The 20,000-nt window shown below is 63.4% G+C and carries 20 protein-coding genes; all 20 read right to left on the bottom strand.

Annotation, left to right across the window (positions count from 1 at the left end):
- Positions 1-80: 80 nt before the first annotated feature.
- The 20 genes from rpsO to HPQ64_RS02350 all read right to left on the bottom strand — a co-directional run bounded on the left by rpsO (position 81) and on the right by HPQ64_RS02350 (position 19,925).
- Complete coding sequence (gene rpsO / locus HPQ64_RS02445) at positions 81-350, bottom strand: 30S ribosomal protein S15 (RefSeq protein ID WP_172886791.1); 270 nt, start codon at positions 348-350, stop codon at positions 81-83.
- Between the two features lie 3 nt (positions 351-353).
- On the bottom strand, positions 354-1,328 hold the full coding sequence (truB, locus tag HPQ64_RS02440; RefSeq protein ID WP_172886790.1) for a tRNA pseudouridine(55) synthase TruB: 975 nt from the start codon (positions 1,326-1,328) through the stop codon (positions 354-356).
- 4 nt (positions 1,329-1,332) lie between these two features.
- Positions 1,333-1,743 (bottom strand): 30S ribosome-binding factor RbfA, encoded by a 411-nt coding sequence (gene rbfA, locus HPQ64_RS02435; protein ID WP_172886789.1) that lies wholly within the window; start codon positions 1,741-1,743, stop codon positions 1,333-1,335.
- A gap of 105 nt (positions 1,744-1,848) precedes the next feature.
- Positions 1,849-4,536, bottom strand: coding sequence for a translation initiation factor IF-2 (infB, locus tag HPQ64_RS02430; RefSeq protein WP_172886788.1), 2,688 nt, complete (start codon positions 4,534-4,536; stop codon positions 1,849-1,851).
- An 8-nt stretch (positions 4,537-4,544) separates the two neighbouring features.
- A complete protein-coding gene (locus HPQ64_RS02425) occupies positions 4,545-5,192 on the bottom strand; it encodes an RNA-binding protein (RefSeq protein ID WP_172886787.1) in 648 nt (215 codons plus the stop codon).
- Positions 5,193-5,247: 55 nt separating this feature from the next.
- Complete coding sequence (gene nusA / locus HPQ64_RS02420) at positions 5,248-6,903, bottom strand: transcription termination factor NusA (RefSeq protein ID WP_172886786.1); 1,656 nt, start codon at positions 6,901-6,903, stop codon at positions 5,248-5,250.
- Between the two features lie 82 nt (positions 6,904-6,985).
- Positions 6,986-7,555 (bottom strand): ribosome maturation factor RimP, encoded by a 570-nt coding sequence (rimP, locus tag HPQ64_RS02415; RefSeq protein WP_172886785.1) that lies wholly within the window; start codon positions 7,553-7,555, stop codon positions 6,986-6,988.
- Between the two features lie 244 nt (positions 7,556-7,799).
- Complete coding sequence (gene trmB, locus HPQ64_RS02410) at positions 7,800-8,486, bottom strand: tRNA (guanine(46)-N(7))-methyltransferase TrmB (RefSeq protein WP_172886784.1); 687 nt, start codon at positions 8,484-8,486, stop codon at positions 7,800-7,802.
- Positions 8,487-8,525: 39 nt separating this feature from the next.
- Entirely contained in the window at positions 8,526-9,698 is a 1,173-nt protein-coding gene (gene metK, locus HPQ64_RS02405) for a methionine adenosyltransferase (RefSeq protein ID WP_172886783.1), read from the bottom strand.
- Between the two features lie 153 nt (positions 9,699-9,851).
- Positions 9,852-10,259: a helix-turn-helix domain-containing protein gene (locus HPQ64_RS02400; protein WP_160777048.1), complete on the bottom strand. Its 408-nt coding sequence runs from the start codon at positions 10,257-10,259 to the stop codon at positions 9,852-9,854.
- Between the two features lie 215 nt (positions 10,260-10,474).
- Positions 10,475-12,061 carry an apolipoprotein N-acyltransferase gene (gene lnt, locus HPQ64_RS02395; protein WP_210260061.1) on the bottom strand — a complete coding sequence of 529 codons (1,587 nt, stop codon included), beginning with the start codon at positions 12,059-12,061 and terminating at the stop codon, positions 10,475-10,477.
- A gap of 160 nt (positions 12,062-12,221) precedes the next feature.
- A complete protein-coding gene (locus HPQ64_RS02390) occupies positions 12,222-13,373 on the bottom strand; it encodes a transporter associated domain-containing protein (protein WP_172886782.1) in 1,152 nt (383 codons plus the stop codon).
- 80 nt (positions 13,374-13,453) lie between these two features.
- A complete protein-coding gene (gene ybeY / locus HPQ64_RS02385) occupies positions 13,454-13,981 on the bottom strand; it encodes an rRNA maturation RNase YbeY (protein ID WP_172886781.1) in 528 nt (175 codons plus the stop codon).
- Complete coding sequence (locus tag HPQ64_RS02380; protein WP_172888471.1) at positions 13,978-15,033, bottom strand: PhoH family protein; 1,056 nt, start codon at positions 15,031-15,033, stop codon at positions 13,978-13,980. Before HPQ64_RS02380 ends, ybeY begins: the two co-directional genes overlap by 4 nt.
- 87 nt (positions 15,034-15,120) lie before the next feature.
- Positions 15,121-16,560, bottom strand: coding sequence for a tRNA (N6-isopentenyl adenosine(37)-C2)-methylthiotransferase MiaB (gene miaB / locus HPQ64_RS02375; RefSeq protein WP_172888470.1), 1,440 nt, complete (start codon positions 16,558-16,560; stop codon positions 15,121-15,123).
- A 75-nt stretch (positions 16,561-16,635) separates the two neighbouring features.
- On the bottom strand, positions 16,636-17,499 hold the full coding sequence (gene olsA / locus HPQ64_RS02370) for a lyso-ornithine lipid O-acyltransferase (RefSeq protein ID WP_172886780.1): 864 nt from the start codon (positions 17,497-17,499) through the stop codon (positions 16,636-16,638).
- Between the two features lie 4 nt (positions 17,500-17,503).
- On the bottom strand, positions 17,504-17,902 hold the full coding sequence (locus tag HPQ64_RS02365) for a Fur family transcriptional regulator (RefSeq protein WP_172888469.1): 399 nt from the start codon (positions 17,900-17,902) through the stop codon (positions 17,504-17,506).
- Positions 17,903-18,030: 128 nt separating this feature from the next.
- Entirely contained in the window at positions 18,031-18,519 is a 489-nt protein-coding gene (gene rimI / locus HPQ64_RS02360) for a ribosomal protein S18-alanine N-acetyltransferase (protein ID WP_172886779.1), read from the bottom strand.
- A complete protein-coding gene (gene tsaB / locus HPQ64_RS02355) occupies positions 18,516-19,298 on the bottom strand; it encodes a tRNA (adenosine(37)-N6)-threonylcarbamoyltransferase complex dimerization subunit type 1 TsaB (RefSeq protein ID WP_343035892.1) in 783 nt (260 codons plus the stop codon). Before tsaB ends, rimI begins: the two co-directional genes overlap by 4 nt.
- A 72-nt stretch (positions 19,299-19,370) precedes the next feature.
- Complete coding sequence (locus HPQ64_RS02350) at positions 19,371-19,925, bottom strand: NifU family protein (RefSeq protein ID WP_172886778.1); 555 nt, start codon at positions 19,923-19,925, stop codon at positions 19,371-19,373.
- Positions 19,926-20,000: the final 75 nt, after the last annotated feature.

The raw sequence follows: 20,000 nt of genomic DNA, 5'->3' as shown, positions 1-20,000 counted from the left end.
CCGTCAATCCTGTTATTTCGTTCCACTTCATGCGGAACGAGAACGCGGCGGGCTTGCCGCCCGCCGCGCTTTAAGCCGCCTTAGCGGCGAATTCCCAGACGCTGGATCAGGGAGCGGTAACGCTCTTCGTCGTGCTTCCTGACGTAGTCGAGGAGGGAGCGGCGGTTGCTGACCAGCTTCAGAAGGCCGCGGCGGGAGTGGTTATCCTTGCCGTGGGTCTTGAAGTGTTCGGTCAGGTTGGTGATCCGCTCGGTCAGGATCGCGACCTGGACTTCCGGAGACCCGGTATCGCCTTCCTTGAGGCCGTATTCCTTGATGAGCGCGGCCTTGCGCTCTGCGGTAATCGACATCGGTCATTCCTTCATGGTTACGACGGCGCCGGCAGGCGCCGGTGCCAGATTGAAAACGCGCTTCGGCTGGATGGCGCCGCGGACAACCTCGCCAAGTGCCACGAGCTCGCCGCCCGCGCTTACACTGACAAGGCCCTTGACCGCCGGCGCGTCCCGCCCGCGCAACAAAACGCTCTGTCCTTTACGAAGCAGAGCTGCATCCGCCCGGCTGACAGCCAGCGCCGGGATGTCGTCCAGCGCGGTCTCAACGGGCAGAAACAGGGAGGCATGGTCCTCAGAGAGGCCCAAGCCGGGCGCACATTGCCCCAGTTCTTCAAGATTTTCCAGCATAATCATGTCGTCTTCGCCGAACGGGCCGACGACAAGGCGCCGCAGGGCCGTCACATGGCCGCGCGTACCCAGCTTGCGGGCGATATCGCGCGCAAGCGCGCGCACGTAGGTGCCCTTTCCGCACTCTGCTTCGAATATGGCCGTGTTTTCATCGGGGCACTCCACAAGGTCGAGGCGATGCACGTCGATCGGGCGGGCCTCGATTTCCACGTCTTCGCCGGCACGGGCGAGCTTGTAGGCGCGTTCGCCGCCGATCTTGATCGCCGAATATTTCGGCGGCACCTGCATGATCGTGCCTTGGAATTCGGGAAGAACCGCGAGGATATCGTCTTCCGTCGGGCGGACGTTCGATGTCTCGGTTACGTCACCCTCGGTATCGTCGGTCTCGGTTTCCGCGCCCCAGGTCACCTCGAAACTGTAGACCTTGCGCCCGTCCATGACGAAAGGAACGGTCTTCGTCGCCTCGCCGAAGGCAAGCGGCAGAAGTCCCGAGGCAAGCGGGTCCAGCGTACCGGCGTGGCCGACCTTTTCCGGGTGGATCAGCCGCTTGATGCGGTTCAGCGCGTCATTGGAGGTCAGCCCGGCCGGCTTGTCGAGCACGAGCCAGCCGTCGACACGGTTGCGTTTTTTCTTCTTTGCCTGCGCCATGCCGTCAATCGTCGCTGTCGTCGTGTTCTATGTCGCGCCGCACCGTATCGGAATGCAGAAGCCGGCCGATGCGGTCGTCGTCGTCGAAGCGGGTGTCGAGTACGAACCGCAAGTCGGGCATGTATTTCATCGTCATCCGGCGCGAAACCTGTCCGCGCAGGTATTTTGCGCTGCGGTTGAGTGCTGCGACAGCCTGATCCGCCTTCTGGCCGCCAAGTGGCATCACCAGACAGGTAGCGACCTTCAGATCCGGCGTCATGCGGACTTCTGGTACGGTGATGACCAGCCCGTCGAGGGCGGGGTCGCGCAATTGGCCGCGCGAAAGAATATCAGCCAGTTCCTTACGCACGAGTTCGCCGACGCGAAGCTGGCGCTGCGAAGGCTGGCCCGGATTGTCCCTGTGTGCCCGCGACATGGTTCTTGTCTGTTTCGTTCCGGTGTTCGCCGAATGGCCTGCTGAAATACGTCAACGCCGGCGGGGGAACCGCCGGCGCCAGGAAGTTCCGCCCGGGGCGCGCCGTTACAGCGTCCGGGCGATCTGTTCGACCCGGAAGCACTCGATGATGTCGCCCGGACGCATGTCCTGATAGTTCTCGAAGTTCATGCCGCATTCCTGACCGGCGTTGACTTCCTTGACCTCGTCCTTGAAGCGCTTCAGCGTGCCGAGCTTGCCTTCGTGAATCACCACGTCGTCGCGGATGAGGCGCACTTCCGCACCACGCTCGACGGTACCTTCGGTAACCCGGCAACCGGCCACCTTGCCGACCTTCGAGATGTTGAAGACCTCCAGGATTTCCGCATTCCCGAGGAAGGTCTCGCGACGTTCCGGCGAAAGAAGGCCGGACATCGCCGCCTTAATGTCATCCACGAGATCGTAGATGATGTTGTAGTAGCGGATTTCGATGCCATCGCGCTCCGCTGCCTCGCGCGCCTGCTTGTTGGCGCGCACGTTGAAGCCGATGATCGGCGCACCGGAGGCTGAGGCAAGCGTGACGTCGGATTCGGTGACGCCGCCGACGCCTGCATGCAGCACGCGCGCGGCCACTTCTTCCGTGCCGAGCTTCTCCAGCGCTCCGACAATCGCCTCGACGGAGCCCTGCACGTCGCCCTTGATGACGAGCGGGAATTCTTTGCGTCCTGCTTCCTGCAGACGGTTCATCATCTGCTCGAGAGAGCCGCGTGCGCCGGAGAACTGGACGGATGCCTTCTCCCGCTTCTGGCGTTGGCGATACTCGACGATCTCGCGGGCGCGGGCTTCGTTTTCGACGACTGCAACACGGTCGCCGGCTTCCGGCGTGCCCTGGAAGCCCAGGACCTCGACAGGCTTGGAAGGTTCGGCCTCCTTCACCTGGTTGCCGTTCTCATCAAGCATGGCGCGCACGCGCGCCCATTCGGCGCCGGCCACCAGGATATCGCCGACACGAAGCGTGCCCTTCTGGACGAGGACGGTGGCAACGGGGCCCCGGCCCTTGTCGAGCTGCGCCTCGATGACAATGCCTTCGGCCGTGCGATCCGGGTTCGCCTTGAGTTCCAGAACCTCGGCCTGCAGCAGGATCATCTCGACAAGCTTGTCGAGATTTGTGCCCTTCAGCGCCGAAACCTCGACTTCGATGACGTCGCCGCCCATCGATTCCACGACGATTTCGTCCTGCAATAACTCTGTGCGAACGCGGTTGGGGTCCGCCGCCGGCTTGTCGATTTTGTTGATGGCGACGATGATCGGGACGCCCGCCGCCTTGGCGTGGGCGATCGCTTCCTTCGTCTGCGGCTTCACGCCGTCGTCGGCGGCAACCACCAGGATGACGATATCCGTCGCCTTGGCGCCACGCGCGCGCATCTGGGTGAAGGCTGCGTGGCCCGGCGTATCGATGAAGGTCACCTTCTGGCCGTCGCGGTCCACCTGATAGGCGCCGATGTGCTGCGTGATGCCGCCGGCTTCTCCGGCAACGACGTTTGCGTTGCGCAGCGCGTCCAGAAGCGACGTCTTGCCGTGGTCGACATGGCCCATGATGGTCACCACCGGCGGGCGCGCCTTCAGATCGCCCTCTTCCTCGGCCTCGGTGAAGAGGCCCTCTTCGACGTCGGCCTCGGAAACGCGCTTGACCGTGTGGCCCATTTCCTCGGCGATCAGCTCCGCCGTATCGGCGTCGATCACGTCGTTGATCTTGAGCATCTGCCCCTGCTTCATGAGGAGCTTGATCACGTCCACGGCGCGCTCCGCCATGCGGTTGGCGAGCTCCTGGATCGTGATCGCTTCGGGAAGCACCACCTCGCGCGAGATTTTCTCGCGCTGCACCTGCTGCCCCGCGCGCTTTTCCTTCTCGCGGCGGCGCCGCAGGGAAGCGAGCGAGCGGCTGCGGCCTTCCTCGCCGTCCGTTGCGGAAGAAATTGTCAGTTTCGAGCGGCGCCGGTCGTCGCCACGGCCGGGGCTGCGCGTCGGCTGAGGCTTGCTGACGCCGCGTTTGGCCATCTTGGGGCCCTTGCGGCTTTCGTCTTCCTCGGCGACCGGTTTCCTGCGGACGGCCGCAGCCGGGCGTTCGGCCGCGGTGTCTTGCGGCTGTTTCGCGCGCGCCTCGGCGGGCGCAGCCGTTTCCCGCGGGGCCGCTTCCGCCTCGGGTGCCGCTGTTGCCTCGGGCGCTGACGCAGTCGTCTCTTCCTCGGCCTTCTTGCGCGCCTCGTCTTCCTCGGCGCGCTTGGCGGCCTCTTCGGCCTCGCGTTTCGCTTGCTCCTCGGCCTCCGCCCGGCGGAGTGCCTCTTCCTCGGCGCGGCGGCGCTCTTCTTCCTCGCGGAGCTTTTGTTCCTCGACTTCGCGCACCTGGGCTTCGCGCAACGCTGCCGCGCGCGCCGCCGCTTCGGCGCTCGTCAGCGTTCCCGCACTGCCGCCGCCGTTGCCGGAGCGCTGCTGGCGTGCGGCCTGTCCGCCGCGGCGCTGGCCACCAACCGGCTTTTCGGATGCCGGCTGCCTTGCCTGGGTGCCGGTTTTCTTCGTCTCCGCCGGAGCTTGCGGCTGAGGCGCCTCGGCGGCTTCCGGCTTGGCTTCCTGACCCGGCATGACGATGCGGCGCTTCTTCTTCTCCACCACCACGGCCTTCGACCTGCCATGGGAGAAGCTCTGGCGCACGGTGCCCTGTTCCACGCCCCGCTTGAGGCCGAGGGTCTTGCGCTCAACGCTTATCGTCTTGTCACCTGGGTTTTTCGTTTCGCTCATATCCGCCTTCAGTCCTGCGTCGCCGCTCTGCTCATTTCCTGCCGGGCAGACCCGAACGGCCCGCCGCGAAAATTCTCAAGACGCCGTGCACGCGTCAGGAAGCTTTCGCTCGTCCGGCCTTCGAGCAGTGCAGCATGTATCACATTTGACCGGCCCAATGCCAAATCCAATTGAGCCGACGTGAACAAACGGACGACCGGACATCCGTCTGTTGATCCAAATCTCGCGGCGGCGACCGCCGCCAGTTTCCTTTTTCCGTCCTCAGCGCCGTCCCGCGCTTCGATGAGGCCGGCCACGGGTTCCCGCTTCAAAGCCGCCTCTACCTTGGAAAAGCCGGTAACGACTTCACCCGCTTTTCGCGTCAGCGACAGCGCGCCAAGGGCCGCCTTCTCCAAAAGCGCGTCCGCCTGCGCGGCAAGGTCCGGCTCGGCACGCGCACCCGACCTCAGGCTACGGGCGAAGACCCGCTTCTTCTGCGCTTCCTCGACGGCTTCCGCCGTCGCGGTAATCCATACGCCCCGCCCCGGCAAGACACCTTTGATGTCCGGGACCACGGTCCCGTCCGGCGCTTCGACGAAACGAAGCAGCTCTGAAACCGGCTTCACTTCGCGCGTGAGCGCGCATGTTCTCTCGAGCGGTTCGTTCTTTCTGGGCACGGCCTTCCCGCTCGTTCGTTCTCTCGCCACGGCGCCTCATGGAGGCGCCGTGGCTTCAGACCTCGTGCACCCGGCCCGTCGGTTCCAGGGCGGGGGCAGCGTCTTCGGCGTCCCCGCCTTCCGTATCCTCGCCTTCCTCGGCGGCTTCCGGTTCGGCCAGGTCCTCCTCGGTGATCCAGCCGGCCGCAAGACGCGCCGCGATGACCATGGATTCCGCATCCGCCCGGCTTACGTCGAAACCGCTCAGCGCGCCTTCATACTTCACGACCTCGCCTTCCTTGCGCTCGGTCCAGCCGACAAGATCGTCCGCTGCGCAGCCGGCAAGGTCTTCCATCGTCAGGATGCCTTCCTTGCCGAGCGCGACGAGCATGGCCGTCGTCAGCCCGTCGATGGAACGCAATTCGTCGGCAACGCCCAATTCGCGGCGTTCCGCATCGAGCTTGCCTTCCAGCTCTTCCAGGTGCTCACGGGCGCGTGCCTGGATCTCTTCGGCCGTTTCGTCGTCGAAGCCTTCGATCGATGAAATCTCGTCAAGGTCGACATAGGCCACTTCCTCCACGGAGGTAAAGCCCTCGGAGGCCAAAAGCTGGCCGACGACTTCGTCAACGTTAAGCGAATCCATGAAGAGCTGGGAGCGGTCGGCGAATTCCTTCTGCCGGCGCTCCGATTCTTCCTGCTCGGTCATGATGTCGATCGCCCAGCCCGTAAGCTGCGAGGCAAGGCGCACGTTCTGGCCGCGCCGGCCGATGGCGAGGGACAACTGGTCGTCGGGGACGACAACCTCGATGCGCTCCGCATCCTCGTCGAGCACCACCTTGGCGACTTCCGCCGGCTGCAGCGCGTTGACGATGAAGGTCGCCGGATCCTCGTTGAAGGGGATGATGTCGATCTTCTCTCCCTGAAGCTCGCCGACGACCGCCTGCACGCGGCTGCCGCGCATGCCCACGCAGGCGCCAACCGGATCGATGGAGGAATCCTTCGAAATCACGGCGATCTTCGCGCGCGAGCCCGGGTCCCGGGCCACATGCCTGATCTCGATGACGCCGTCGTAGATCTCCGGCACTTCCTGGGCGAAAAGCTTCGCCATGAACTGCGGATGCGTGCGCGACAGGAAAATCTGCGGTCCGCGCTGTTCGCGGCGCACGTCGTAGATATAGGCGCGTATGCGGTCTCCGTTGCGGAAGATTTCGCGCGGGATCAGTTCGTCACGGCGAACGATGCCCTCGCCGCGGCCGAGGTCGACAATGACATTGCCGTATTCCACGCGCTTGACCACGCCGTTGACGACGTCGCCGATGCGGTCCTTGAATTCCTCATACTGGCGGTCGCGTTCGGCCTCGCGCACTTTCTGCACGATCACCTGCTTGGCGGACTGGGCTGCGATGCGGCCGAAATCGAGCGGGGGCAGCGGCTCGGCGATATAGTCGCCAAGTTCCACGTTGGGATTGCGCGCCTTGGCGTCTTCCAGCGATATCTGTGTGGAGACGTTGTCGACCTCGTCGACGACGAGCAGCAGACGCTGCAGCTTGATGTCGCCGGTGCGGCCGTTGATCTCGGCGCGCACTTCGGTTTCCGTGCCGTAGCGCGAACGCGCCGCCTTCTGGATCGCATCCTCCATCGCGGCGATCACGATCTCTCTGTCGATCGTCTTTTCCCGCGCCACCGCATCCGCGATCTGCAGGAGTTCCAGCCGGTTCGCACTGATTGCCATCTCAGATTACTCCTCTCGCGCCCGTGCTTCGCGGGTGCGCCGTTCCTCGTTTTTGCGGGCGTCGTCGCGGCCCGGTCAAAGTTCAGTCCCCGTCGTCAATACCCCGTGCGGCCTTCGCCGCCTTTTCCGCCTTCAACGCGGCGGAAATCAGCTCGTCGGTCAGGATGAGCCGGGCTTCGGCGATATCCTCGATCGTGAGCCGCACATCGCGCTCCCCTTCGTCCGGGGCGTCGTCCAGCCTGATCACGGCCTTGCCGTCGTCCGTGCCGAGCACGGTGCCCTTGAAGCGTTTTCTTCCATCGACGGCGATCGCCATCTCGACGCGGGCCAGATGTCCGCTCCAGCGGTCGAAATCGCCTGGGCGCACCAGCGGACGGTCGATGCCGGGGGATGAGATCTCGAGATGGTAGGCCCGATTGATCGGGTCATCCACGTCGAGAACGGGCGACACCGCCCTGCTTATCTCCTCGCAATCCTCAACGGTCATCGTGCCGTCCGGACGTTCCGCCATGATCTGCAAGGTGCAGCCGTTCAACCCTGAAATGCGAATCCGAACCAGGCGGTAGCCGAGATCCTCGATCACCGGTTCGACGATCGCCGCAACGCGCGCCTCAAGGCCGCTTTCCTTCACAAGCCGCTGGTCTTCCTGCAATTGGCCGCCCGTCTTTCGTCCCTGTCACGCTCCCGCCGCGTCGCGCGCTGCGAAGAGCTTTGCGTAATGGATTTCGGCGCTCCTGCCGTGTGATCGGTGTTGAGAAACAAAAAAGAGCGGGTCCCGGGGTGGGCCCACTCTCCAACCACTCACAAGAGCCGCTTGAGAACTTTGCGCTCATATATAGCCAAAATGCCCGCTGACGCAAGAGGTGATCGCCCCGCACCAGCCGGACTTGCCGCCGTCAGATACGCCGGAACTCCAGATATCGCGGCACCCGGCCCTCCGCGATAGCTTTTTTCTCGTATCGCGTCCCGGACCAGGGCTGCCAGGGTTCCTTCCAGTCCGACGCCCGTTCGCATGTCCATGCGAAGGCTGGATGGTTGCGCATGTGCCGCAGCGTCCAGTCCACATAGGTGTCAATGTCGCTCGCGAAGCGGAAAAGGGCGCCGGGCTTCATCACGCGGGCGTAACGGTCGAGATTGACCGGGTTTATGAACCGCCGCTTCCAGTGACGTTTCTTTGGCCAGGGGTCGGGATAGAGCTGGTAGACGCCGTCAACCGAGCTTTCCGGCAGCCAGTCGAGCAGCTTGCCGGCGTCATCGTCGAAAAGGCGAAGGTTTTGAAGCGCTGCGTCGGCTGATCCGGCGACAGCTTTCGCCATGCCGCCGACGAATGGTTCGACGCCTATGAAGCCGGTTTCCGGCAAGCGTTCCGCCTCATGAAGCAGGTGTTCGCCACCGCCGAAGCCGACTTCCAGCCAGACGTCCTTCACCGGTGCGGCGAAGAGACGGCGAATATCCTCCGGCGGCGGGGTGCCGAGGTCCGGGCGCAAGGCTGGCAGCACCGTCTCCATGAGGGAAGCCTGCCGCTCGCGCAGCGGCTTGCCCTTCCGGCGGCCGAAAAAGGAACCTTTCCTGTGGTCGATCATGCGGTATCGCGCGTGCTTGCCGTTTCCGGTTCGCGATCGTCAGGCCACCGCATCGCGGATGGCGTGAACCAGGTCGATCTTCTCCCAGGAAAACCCGCCATCGGCCTCCGGCTCGCGGCCGAAATGGCCATATGCCGCCGTGCGGGCATAGATCGGGCGATTCAGCTTCAGGTGTTCGCGGATGCCGCGCGGCGTCAGGCTCATCACTTCCCGCAGAGCGTTTTCAAGCCTTGCCTCTTCGCACCGTCCGGTGCCGTGAAGGTCGACGTAGACCGACAGCGGCTCGGAAACGCCGATTGCGTAGGAAAGCTGGATCGTGCAGCGGTCGGCAAGGTCCGCAGCCACAACGTTCTTGGCGAGATAGCGCGCTGCATAGGCAGCGGAGCGGTCGACCTTGGTCGGATCCTTGCCGGAGAATGCGCCGCCACCGTGCGGTGCTGCGCCGCCATATGTATCGACGATGATTTTGCGGCCCGTCAGTCCGCAGTCGCCGTCGGGCCCGCCGATCACGAATTTGCCGGTCGGGTTCACGTGCCACACGGTTTCGGGCAGGATCCATCCGTCGGGCACCGCCGCGCGGATGTAGGGCTCGACGATGCCCCTCACATCATCCGATGTCAGGTTCGCGTCGATGTGCTGGGTGGACAGCACAATGGAGGTTATGCCGACCGGGCGGCCTTCGGCATAGCGCACCGTCACCTGGCTCTTGGCGTCCGGTCCGAGCGCCGGTTCGCGGCCGGACTTGCGTGCTTCCGCCAGCATGTGAAGGATCTTGTGGGAATAAAAGATCGGCGCGGGCATAAGCTCCGGCGTTTCGCGGCAGGCATAGCCGAACATGATGCCCTGATCGCCAGCGCCCTCGTCCTTGTTGTCGGCGGCATCCACACCCTGTGCGATATGCTCCGACTGACCGTGCAGGTGCACGGCGATATCGCAGGTCTCCCAGTGGAAACCGTCCTGCTCGTAGCCGATATCCTTGATCGCCAGGCGCGTGAGATGGGCGAGGTAGTCGTGCGTCAGGGTGTTCGGGCCGCGCGTTTCGCCAGCGATCACGACGCGGTTCGTCGTCGTCAGGGTTTCGCAGGCAACGCGCGCTTCCGGCATTTCGGCCAGAAACGCGTCCACGATAGTATCAGATATTCTATCGCAAACCTTGTCCGGATGTCCTTCCGAAACGGACTCGGAAGTGAAAAGATAGTCCTGACGCGCCATGGCAATCGTCCTTCTGGGAAAATAAAGCAGGAGCGGCGGAAAAACCGCCGCTCCATATATTTCAGAAGCTCTAATGAATGGTTCGCCGATTGCCGTCAAGTCCGGGCGCCCCATGCATCGACGCAGGACGCAGGGAAACCGGCCGGCGAGCGGTCAGGCGTCTTCGCCCGCGATGGAGCGCACGAGGTCGACGATGCGCCGACGCACCTTGGCATCCTCGATACGCACGAAAGCCTTGTTGAGCGATAATCCCTCGGACGATGAGAGAAAGTCGACCACATAGGACGTTTGCTGCGAATCTCCGCTGGCCGGTACATCCTCCGGACTGCCCGGCGCGTCTTCGAAGAAGAAGGATACGGGCACTTTCAGCACGGTCGCTATATGCTGCAGGCGGCTCGCGCCGATCCGGTTCGTGCCTTTTTCATATTTCTGGATTTGCTGGAAAGTTATGCCTAGGCTTTCGCCAAGCTTTTCCTGGCTCATTCCAAGCATCATGCGCCGCAGCCGTACGCGGCTGCCCACATGAACGTCGATGGGATTAGGTGCCTTTTTGCTGGGCATTTCTGGCCCTCTTTGTTGCCACAGTGGTAGACGTAACCCGAGTTCTTTTTATTTGATTGTATGTTCTTTTCGGATCTCCGGCCGAATGTTCGATTTCTTTGTTTCGGGCGAAGAACTATCAGGGAAGATTGATTCCGGATGCCATTCCTCGTTTGTATGAGCCGAAACTAAACGTAACGGTCGTATCCAATAATGCCGCCCCCGCCGTACCCTCGTCAATCATTACGAGTACGAATTACGTAGCGTAATATGATCAGCAGGATCAGCGAAATGAAAAAGAAACAAGAAAACAGGTATCTTTGGTAGAGGGAAAAGAAAGTTGCAGGAATATAGTTCGGCAACCCAGAGTCGATATTACCACGATTTTGCAAGCCGAGACTTGCGATGATGCGCCCATAGGGGTCGATGACCGCTGATATTCCGGTGTTGGCGGCCCGCACCACGGGGATGCCCTGTTCCACCGCGCGAAGCCTGGCCTGGGCGAAATGCTGGTAGGGTCCGGAGGTCTCGCCGAACCAGGCATCGTTGGTGACGTTCAATATCCATGCCGGCCGCCCGTCGGGCGTCCACATCGCGCCCGGGAATATGATCTCGTAGCATACGAGCGGCGAAAAGGCCGGAATTCCACCTGCGTCCAGCAGGCGGTTTCTGAAACCGGGCAGGAAGTCGCCGGCTCCCTGCACGAGACCCGTAATGCCGAGGCGGTCGAACAAGGGCTGAAGCGGCACATATTCGCCAAACGGGACGAGATGAACCTTGTCGTAGGCGTCGAGGATCGTGCCGTCCTCGCCGATGGCGTAGACGCTGTTGTAGAAAACGCGCTCGCCATTCCCGGTTTCGGAGCGGATGGCGCCGGTTATCAGGATTTCGCCCTGCGAAAGCATCGAGGCGATATCCGATAGCGCGCCCGGTTCCTCCGTCAAAAGAAAGGGAACCGCCGATTCCGGCCAGACGATTATGTGGCGTGATCGTTCTTCGTAAGGGTCGGAAAACGGACGTTCGGACATTTCGATCAGCGTGGAGAAGACTGCTTCCCTGTTTTCCGGCCGCCATTTTTCCTCCTGCGGGATTGCCGGCTGAACGATTCTCAGGCCGATATCCTCATGTTCGCCCGGCATCGCCCCGCCGAGGCGAATGGCGCCGAACCCGGCGATCGCAAGCAGAAGCAGGCCCGTCGCGACGGGCGTGGCGCGGCTGCCGCGCGTATGCTCTGCAAGAAGGGCCGGGCTTGCGAAGATCAGAACGACGAGGAAGCCGAGGCCGTCGGCACCGACGAGCGATGCGGTCTGCGCGAGAACCGGGGTTTCGGCGAATGCCTGCCCCCAGGTGTTCCATGGAAATCCCGTCAGGATGTTTCCGCGCACCCAGTCCATCGTGACGAATGCGAAGGCGAGCGCGTAAATGCGCGGCCAGCCGTCGCGCCAGAAAAGCGCTGCGATCCCCGCGCCCAATGCGCCGAACAGGGAAAGCCCGGCGGGCATGGCTATGACGGCCAGCGGCATCAGCCACAAGAAGCGATCGGCGTCCACCAGGAAAGCGCGCCCGATCCACCATAGCCCTGCGAGGTGAAAGCCGAAAAAGAACCACCAGCCGACAAACATCGCGGGCCGAACCCGCCTCCCGCCCGTATCCTGTTCGATTGCGCCGTCGAGCAACCAGACCAGCGCCGGCATGGTGAACGCAAGGATCGGGAACCACCCGAATGGGGCGAACGCAAGTGCCGAGGCAGCGCCTGCGCCAAACGCAAGGCCGAAGCGTCGCCATCCCCAGCTGATCAGGAATATGTGTGACAGGCGATGCACTTGCGTCCGGACCCCGATGGCGCTTTCCGCAAAGGCTGGAAAGGGAGTGCGCGAATCACGCACCTGCATCGCAAAAGATCGGCTTACGCAAGATAAGCGGTCAAGTGAAAGCGGCTGGATTTCGCGGGAAAGTGCTGCAATTCGACGATGAATCGAAGATCTATCCTGCTTCAGCCGTACCGTCATCCCGCCGCCCGCGCCGGCGGGTTTCGGCCAGCCGCTGATCGCCCGCCCTGCGGCGGCGGATACGCATGCGCTTGATGCGTCGCGGATCGGCGTCCAGCACCTCGAATTCGAAGCCGGGCAGTGCGCGGGGGGAAATCAGCTCGCCGCGTACCGGTACACGGCCGATCAGCGTAAAAAGCAGCCCACCAAGCGTATCGACCTCTTCCGCGAGGTCGCCGATCTGGAAATCGGCGCCGAGTTGCTCCTCGACGTCCTCTATCAGCACGCGCGGATCGGTAATCCAGACGTTTTCGCCGACCTTGGCGATCATCGCCTCTTCGTCCTCGTCGTGTTCGTCCTCGATATCGCCTACGACGGTCTCGACCAGATCTTCCAGCGAAGCGAGACCGTCGGTGCCGCCGTATTCGTCGATGACGAGGGCCATCTGCACGCGTTCGGTCTGCATTTTCGCCATGAGGTCGGTAGCGGGCATGGACGGCGGTACGAAGAGCACCGGGCGGATGATATTGAGTTCGGACAAGGGCGCATTGAGATCGACGTTGGAAAGGTCGAGGCCAAGGTCGAAGTTGGACCCGTCGGCAGGCTTTCTTTCCTCGTCGCTGGCGGCGTTCGACTTGCCGTTCTGCTTCTCGGGGGCCTTTTTTGCCGGTTCCTGCGTGCCTTTTTGCGCCTGCTCGGCGAAATAGGACATAAGGTCCTTGATGTGCACCATGCCGCGCGGATCATCGAGCGTGTCACGGTAAACCGGCATGCGGGAATGGCCCGATTCCTGGAACACCTCCATCAGGCGGCCGATCAGGATACCCTCGTCGACGGCGTCGATATCGGCGCGCGGCACCATCACGTCGTCCACGCGCACTTCGCGAAGCCGCAGGATATTGCCGAGCAGCATGCGCTCTTCCGGCGTGAAGATCATGTCCGGCCCGTCGACGCGGGCCAGTTCGTCCTGCAGGTTCTCGCGCAAGGAAGCCTTGCCGCCGCCAATCATGCTGATCCGGCGCAAAAGCTTGCGAACGGGGGCGAACAGCGGGCCTGCCGCGTCAGGTTGTCGGGCGGGGGCCGCATCCGGGGAAGCGGCCGTATTTTCGGAAGAAGCTTCGGGACTTCGTGTTTCTGCGTCGTTCATCGTCTCATTTTGTCCGCGCCGCGGAGCATCTGGAGGCCGTCAGGGCCTGGTTGGGCGCCCGACAGCTTCTTGCCGCCGGATCAGGCCTCGTCTCCGGCAAGGGGTGTTTCGGCGTAGGGGTCGGAGATGCCGAGACGTGCCAGAATGCGCCGTTCCGCATCTTCCATCTCCTGCGCTTCCTCCTCTATCTGGTGATCGTACCCGAAAAGATGAAGTAGACCGTGAATAAACAGATGCGTCAAATGCGCGGGAAAGCTCTTTTTTTCCGCTTCTGCTTCGTGTTCCAGCGTTTCACGGGCGATCACGATGTCGCCGAGAAGCGGCCCGAAGGGCGGTTCGTCCTCGTCGCCGCCGGGAAACGAGAGAACGTTCGTCGGTTTGTCCTTGCCCCGCCATTCGCGGTTGAGCTCGCGGATCGCGGCATCGTCGGTCAGCACGACGGAAAGTTCCGTGCCGGGCACGACGCTAAGGTCCGCCTCCGCGAAAGCTTCCCGCAATGCTCTTTCGAAAAGACGCTGCAGCGGGGCGGGATCACCCCAGGCCGGAGCCTCGATGCTTATGTCGATTTCGACCTCGCCGGGCACTTCGACGGGTGAGGGTTTCGTCATCGCTGCCTGCTGCGGTCCCAGGCAAGCGCCTGGGGGCCGTCAGCCTCGTCCATCGCGCCCGCGCGCGCCTCGCGTTCCTCGGACGCCTTGCGAGAGGCGTCGTCATAGGCGCGCACGATGCGCGCGACGAGTTCGTGCCTCACGACGTCGGCCTCGGTGAAGGCCACATGCGTGACACCCTCAACCTCCGTCAGCAGCGACAGCGCTTCGCGCAGACCCGACTTCTGGCCCGGCGGCAGGTCGATCTGGCTGGGGTCGCCGGTGACGATCATCTTGGAGTTTTCGCCAAGGCGCGTCAGGAACATCTTCATCTGCATCGTCGTGGTGTTCTGGGCTTCATCCAGGATCACCATGGCGTTGGAAAGCGTGCGTCCGCGCATGAAGGCAAGGGGTGCCACCTCGATCATGCCCGACTGCAGGCCGCGGTCGACCTTTTCCGGCGGCATCATCTCGAACAGCGCGTCGTAAAGCGGACGCAGATAGGGGTCGACCTTCTCCTTCATGTCGCCGGGCAGGAAGCCGAGGCGCTCGCCGGCTTCCACGGCCGGACGGGAGAGGATAAGCCGCGCCACGTCGCCGCGTTCAAGCAGCGTCGCGGCATAGGCGACCGCAAGGAAGGTCTTGCCCGTGCCGGCGGGGCCTGTGCCGAACACGAGGTCGGCCCGGTCCATTGCGCGGATATAGGCGTCCTGCGCGGGTGTGCGGGCGATCACCGTCTTGCGGCGCGTTGCGACCTGGGCGAAAGCCATGCGCGACTTCGGCTCGATCGTCGGAAGGTTGAGCTGCGCATCGGCGGCGGCCGCCATCCTGAGCGCGCCTTCCACATCCGCGGGATGCAGCTCATGGCCTTGCTGCAAGCGCGCATAGAGCGATTCAAGCGCATGGCGCGCCTGTTCGCAGGCCCAATGCGCGCCCTTGATCGTCACCTGGTTGCCGCGCGCGACCGCGTCGACACCCAGACGCTGCTCGATAATGGCGAGGTTCTGGTCGAATTGTCCGAACAAGTCGCCGACGAGGCGATTGTCATCGAAGGCCAGCACGACATGCGTCATGTCGGAAGCCGGAACCGCGTCACGGTTTTTGCCGTTACGGGTCGGTGGAGGGGCAGTGCCCGTCAAGAACCACCTCCTAGCGTTAGCTCAGGCGGGAATCGCAACACCAACGTTGGACCCTTTCCTATCCTGCCCGTTAATCAATCGCCCGAACAGGGAGTTTGTGCCCACATCGACGATTTCCACCGTTGCGAGCTTGCCGATCAGTTCTTCCGGCGCATCGACCTGCACCGGCTGGAGCCAGGGAGAGCGCCCGACAAGCTGTCCGGCGTGACGGCCGGGCTTTTCGAAAAGCACATCGAAGGTGCGTCCGGTCATGGAGGCGTTGAAGGCGCGCTGCTGCTTCTGCAAAAGCTCCTGAAGGGCGGCAAGCCGTGCCGATTTCACCGCTTCTTCCACTTGGGCTTCCATCGCGGCGCCCGGCGTTCCCGGCCGCGGGCTGTATTTGAAGGAGAAGGCCGAGGCATATCCCACCCGCTCCACAAGTTCCATCGTGTCGGCGAAGTCCTCGTCCGTTTCGCCCGGAAAGCCGACGATGAAGTCGCCGGACAGCGCGATATCGGGCCGTGCAGCGCGGATTCTTTCGATCAGCCGGAAGTAGTCGTCGCGCGTGTGGCGCCGGTTCATGGCTTTCAGGATGCGGTCCGATCCGGTCTGCACCGGCAGGTGCAGGTAGGGCATCAGCATGTCGAGATCGCGGTGCGCGGCGATCAGCGCGTCGTCCATATCGCGCGGATGGCTCGTCGTGTAGCGCAGGCGCTCGATACCGTCGACTTTGGCGAGGCGGAACAGGAGTTCGCCGAGCCCCCATTCGCGCCCGTTCTCGCCCGTGCCGTGCCAGGCGTTCACGTTCTGGCCGAGCAGCGTCACCTCGCGCACGCCGGCTTGTGCCAGGCGCCCGGCTTCCGCGACGATCTGCGAAACGGGGCGCGAAACTTCCGCGCCGCGCGTATAGGGCACGACGCAGAAGGTGCAGAACTTGTCGCAGCCTTCCTGGACGGTCAGGAATGCGGTAACGCCGCGTGCGCGCACCGCCTTTTGCGAGGGCGTGGCCAGATGCTCGAATTTCTCTTCGACGTCGAATTCCGTTTCGACGACCTTCGCGCCGGCGCTTGCGCGCTGTACGAGTTCCGGCAGCCGGTGGTAGCTCTGAGGCCCGAATACGAGATCGACCACGGGAGCGCGGCGGGCGATCTCCTCACCCTCCGCCTGCGCCACGCAGCCGGCGACGCCCACCATCAGCGAGCGGCCCTCGCTTTCGCGCTGCTGTTTCATCACCCGCAGGCGGCCAAGTTCGGAATAGACCTTTTCCGCCGCCTTTTCGCGGATGTGGCAGGTGTTGAGAATAATGAGGTCGGCCTCTTCCGGGGCTTCGGTCAGCGCATAGCCCTCGGGTGCCAGCGCGTCGCTCATCCGGTCGGAATCATAGACGTTCATCTGGCAGCCGTAAGTCTTGACGTAAACGCGCCGGGTGTTTTCGCCCCCGCCCTGTTCCGTCGCGCCTGTTGCCTGCCGGTTGTCCGTCATGTCTTCCTCGATCTGCCGCGGGCCGCGTCCTTCCGCCCGCATCGCGAATTCTGTCCGTTGTTTCCACGCCTGCCTTCAGGCGGCGTCAGCATTAGCGGTTTTTTCGCCTTTTGAGAATAGCGCACCGTCGCCGGTTCGCAGGCTCGCTCCCCGTTCCGGCTTGCCGTTCAGCGCCGCCGCCGCCATCCGGCGGACCTCGCCCTCGAGTTTGCGGGCAAGCGCCTTGCGGTCGTCGCCATTGGCCACCTGCACGGGCTCGCCCCAGGTTAGCTCTACATCGATCGCCCCTTCGCCGACGACGGAAAGGAAATGATGCGTCATTTCCATGTCGCCGTACCACGCGACATGCGGGCGGAATTGGCGTCCCATCGGCAGGCCGTGCAGCTTCGTATAGGCGATTGAAAGCGGCTGGATCCAGACCTTTGCCTCGTCGTCGCCCATCGCGTGGCGGGCCGCACCGATCAGGGCGGAGCGGAAGGGCAGCACGCAATTGCCGTCGTTGGAGGTTCCTTCGGCGAAAAGCACCATCGCGTCGCCGTCGGACAATCTGGTGCCGATCTCTTCCGCCACCTTTCCGGTCGCGCTGCGCCGCTGCCGGTCCACGAAGACGGAGCGCTGCAGTTTCGCAAAAAGCCCGAACACCGGCCATCCCGCCACTTCGGATTTCGCGATGAAGGAAAGCGGCATGCGCGAACCCAGCACCGTAATGTCGATCCAGGACACGTGATTGGCGGCGATCAGCAGCGGGCGTTCGCGCGCCGGCGCTCCGTTCTCGCGCACGCGGATGCCGACAAGGGCGCAGGCAAGCTTGTGCCAGAGGAGGGGCAATCGGCGTTTCAGGGGCCAGTTCGCCTTCAGCGCCAGCCACTGCAGCGGGATCGCCACCAGCGTGACGATGGTCAGCACGGCCAGCACGAAGGCTGCCCGAACCCGCGTCATCCTCTCACTCCTCGTTTTCCGGCGGCGTGTCTTCCGCCTTGAGGGGGAAGCCGTAAAGCTCCAGCCTGTGGTCGACGAGGCGATAGCCCAGCTTGCGGGCGATCGCATCCTGCAGCGCCTCGATCTCCTCGTTGCGGAATTCGATCACCCGTCCCGATTTCAGATCGATCAGGTGGTCGTGGTGCTCGTCGGGCACGGTTTCGTAGCGCGCCCGCCCGTCGCGGAAGTCGTGCCGCTCGATGATGCCTGAATCCTCGAACAGCTTCACCGTGCGGTAAACGGTGGAAATGGAGATACGCGGGTCTTCCGCCACGGCGCGGCGATAAAGCTCCTCCACGTCGGGATGGTCGGTGGATGATTCGATCACACGGGCGATCACGCGGCGCTGGTCCGTCATGCGCATGCCCTTGGCCACGCATTGCTCTTCAAGCGAAAGGGGAATCTCGGGTTCCGTCACGTCGTCTCCGGATCGCGTGCTTTCTGGCCGGCGAATGTGCGCTTCGCGCCATGCCGATATTCTGGAGGATGCGCTTAAGCCAGATCAACCCGCATGACAAGCGCGCTGCCGTCGCCATCGCTTGCCGAGTAGTATCCGCGCCGCGTGCCGACCTGGCGCATGCCGAAGCTCTTGTAGAGCGCGATCGCGCCCTCGTTCGCTGCGTCGACTTCCAGGAACAGGGATTTTACCCGATCCGCATAGAGGCGCGAAAGCACGGCCTGCATGAGCTGGCGGGCGATGCCGCGTCCCCGCCATGCAGGATCCACGGCAATCGTCAGGATTTCCGCCTCATCCGCCGCGGTTCGCAGGATGACGAAACCAAGCGCCTTTCGCGTGCCATAGGGGCTCGCGCGCCGGGCGATTAGGATCGTGACCCCGGCTTGCGCGCGAAGGGCGGCCAGCTCTTCCGTGTGCCACGTCTGGCGGAAGCTCTTGTCGTGGATTTCCGACAGACGGTCCAGGTCTTCCACGGCCGCTTCCTCGACCACCGGCGGTTGATTCCAGAACCACCAGAAGGTCATACGCGCAACCGCCGGTCCCGCACCTGCGGCTTCGCGTCGGGGGGCCTGAGGTAAAGTGGCGCAGGCGCGCCGCGGCTTGGGCTGGCCTGGCTTCCCAATCTCGTCACGTCGCTTATCTCCGGCCATCCGGCTTCGCTGATCACCGGACTGTCATCCAGTTCGGCCGCCTCGGCAAGCATCCGGGCGCCGGACCCGGCCAGTTTCATGCCGGTTTTCGCGTTCTGTATCAGATCGGCCACGCGCGCGACGCGCGGTTCGTCGAGCGGTGTTCCGTCGGCATCGAAGGCTTGCGTGTAGACCTCGTCGCGCCTTGCGTCGAGGATCACGAGAACGGGCGAGGGTGGCAAGCCTTGTTCCTCAAGCTTCCGCCGCGCGCCTTGTGCGATCGCGCCAAGCGTCGTCACGCCGATCACCGGAATTTCGAGTACAAGCGCAAGCCCGCGTGCCACGGAAAGGCCCACGCGCAGACCCGTGAAGCTGCCAGGGCCAATGGTGACGGCGATCCGGTCGAGGTCGGTGAAGGCGACGCCCGCTTCGGCCATCACCTCGGCGATCATGTCCATCAGCCGTTCGGCGTGGCCGCGGCCCAGATCCTCGCTTTGGGCGAACAGGCGTTTTTCGCCGCCTTCGTCTACAAGAACGGCGGCTGAACAGGCCGCAAGGGCGGTATCTATGGCAAGCAGGATCATTTCAGGATTAAAGGGCGAGGTTGGTTGGCGGTCGAGCACTGCTTTCGGATGACGACTTTCGGCGAAATTGTCGAGTGCGCTCCAGGCCAATGTTATGGCGGTCCAAAGAAAAAGGCCCGGCGCAGGGCGTTCCGGGCCTCTGGCATTGTCGTGCCACAGAGGTCAAATGGGTCGCACTTCCTCGACTTCCGGCACGAAGTGGCGAAGCAGGTTCTGGATGCCGTGTTGCAGCGTCGCGGTCGAGGACGGGCAGCCGGCGCAGGCGCCGCGCATGGAAAGATAGACGACACCTTCCTTGAAGCCCTTGAAGGTGATGTCGCCACCGTCCTGCGCGACGGCCGGGCGCACGCGCGTCTCGATCAGGTCCTTGATCATGTCGACGGTTTCTTCATCGCCCTCGTCGAAGAATTCTTCGGAAGACTCGCCCGGCCCGCCGTCGCGGATCACGGGTTCGCCGGACATGAAGTGTTCCATGATCGCGCCGAGGATCGCCGGCTTCATATGCTGCCAGTCGGTGTCGTTCTTGGTCACGGTAATGAAGTCGTGGCCGAAGAAGATGCCGACGACGCCGGGCACCGCGAAAAGCTTCTCGGCCAGCGGTGAAACGGCGGCGTCGCCGGAATCGCGGAAATCCCGCGTTCCTTCGGGCAGAACGATGCGCCCCGGCAGAAACTTCAGGGTCGCCGGGTTCGGCGTTGCTTCGGTCTGAATGAACATTCCTGTGGTCCTTCCTCATCGGACGGTGGCTGCACCGCCCGGATGAAATCGTTTCCTGGTCGTCACTATATACGT

It is taken from the genome of Hongsoonwoonella zoysiae, assembly GCF_013266695.1.
GTDB lineage: Bacteria > Pseudomonadota > Alphaproteobacteria > Rhizobiales > Stappiaceae > Hongsoonwoonella > Hongsoonwoonella zoysiae.
The sequence above is the reverse complement of the archived record's forward strand: the minus strand, read 5'-3'. Positions and strand labels throughout refer to the sequence as shown.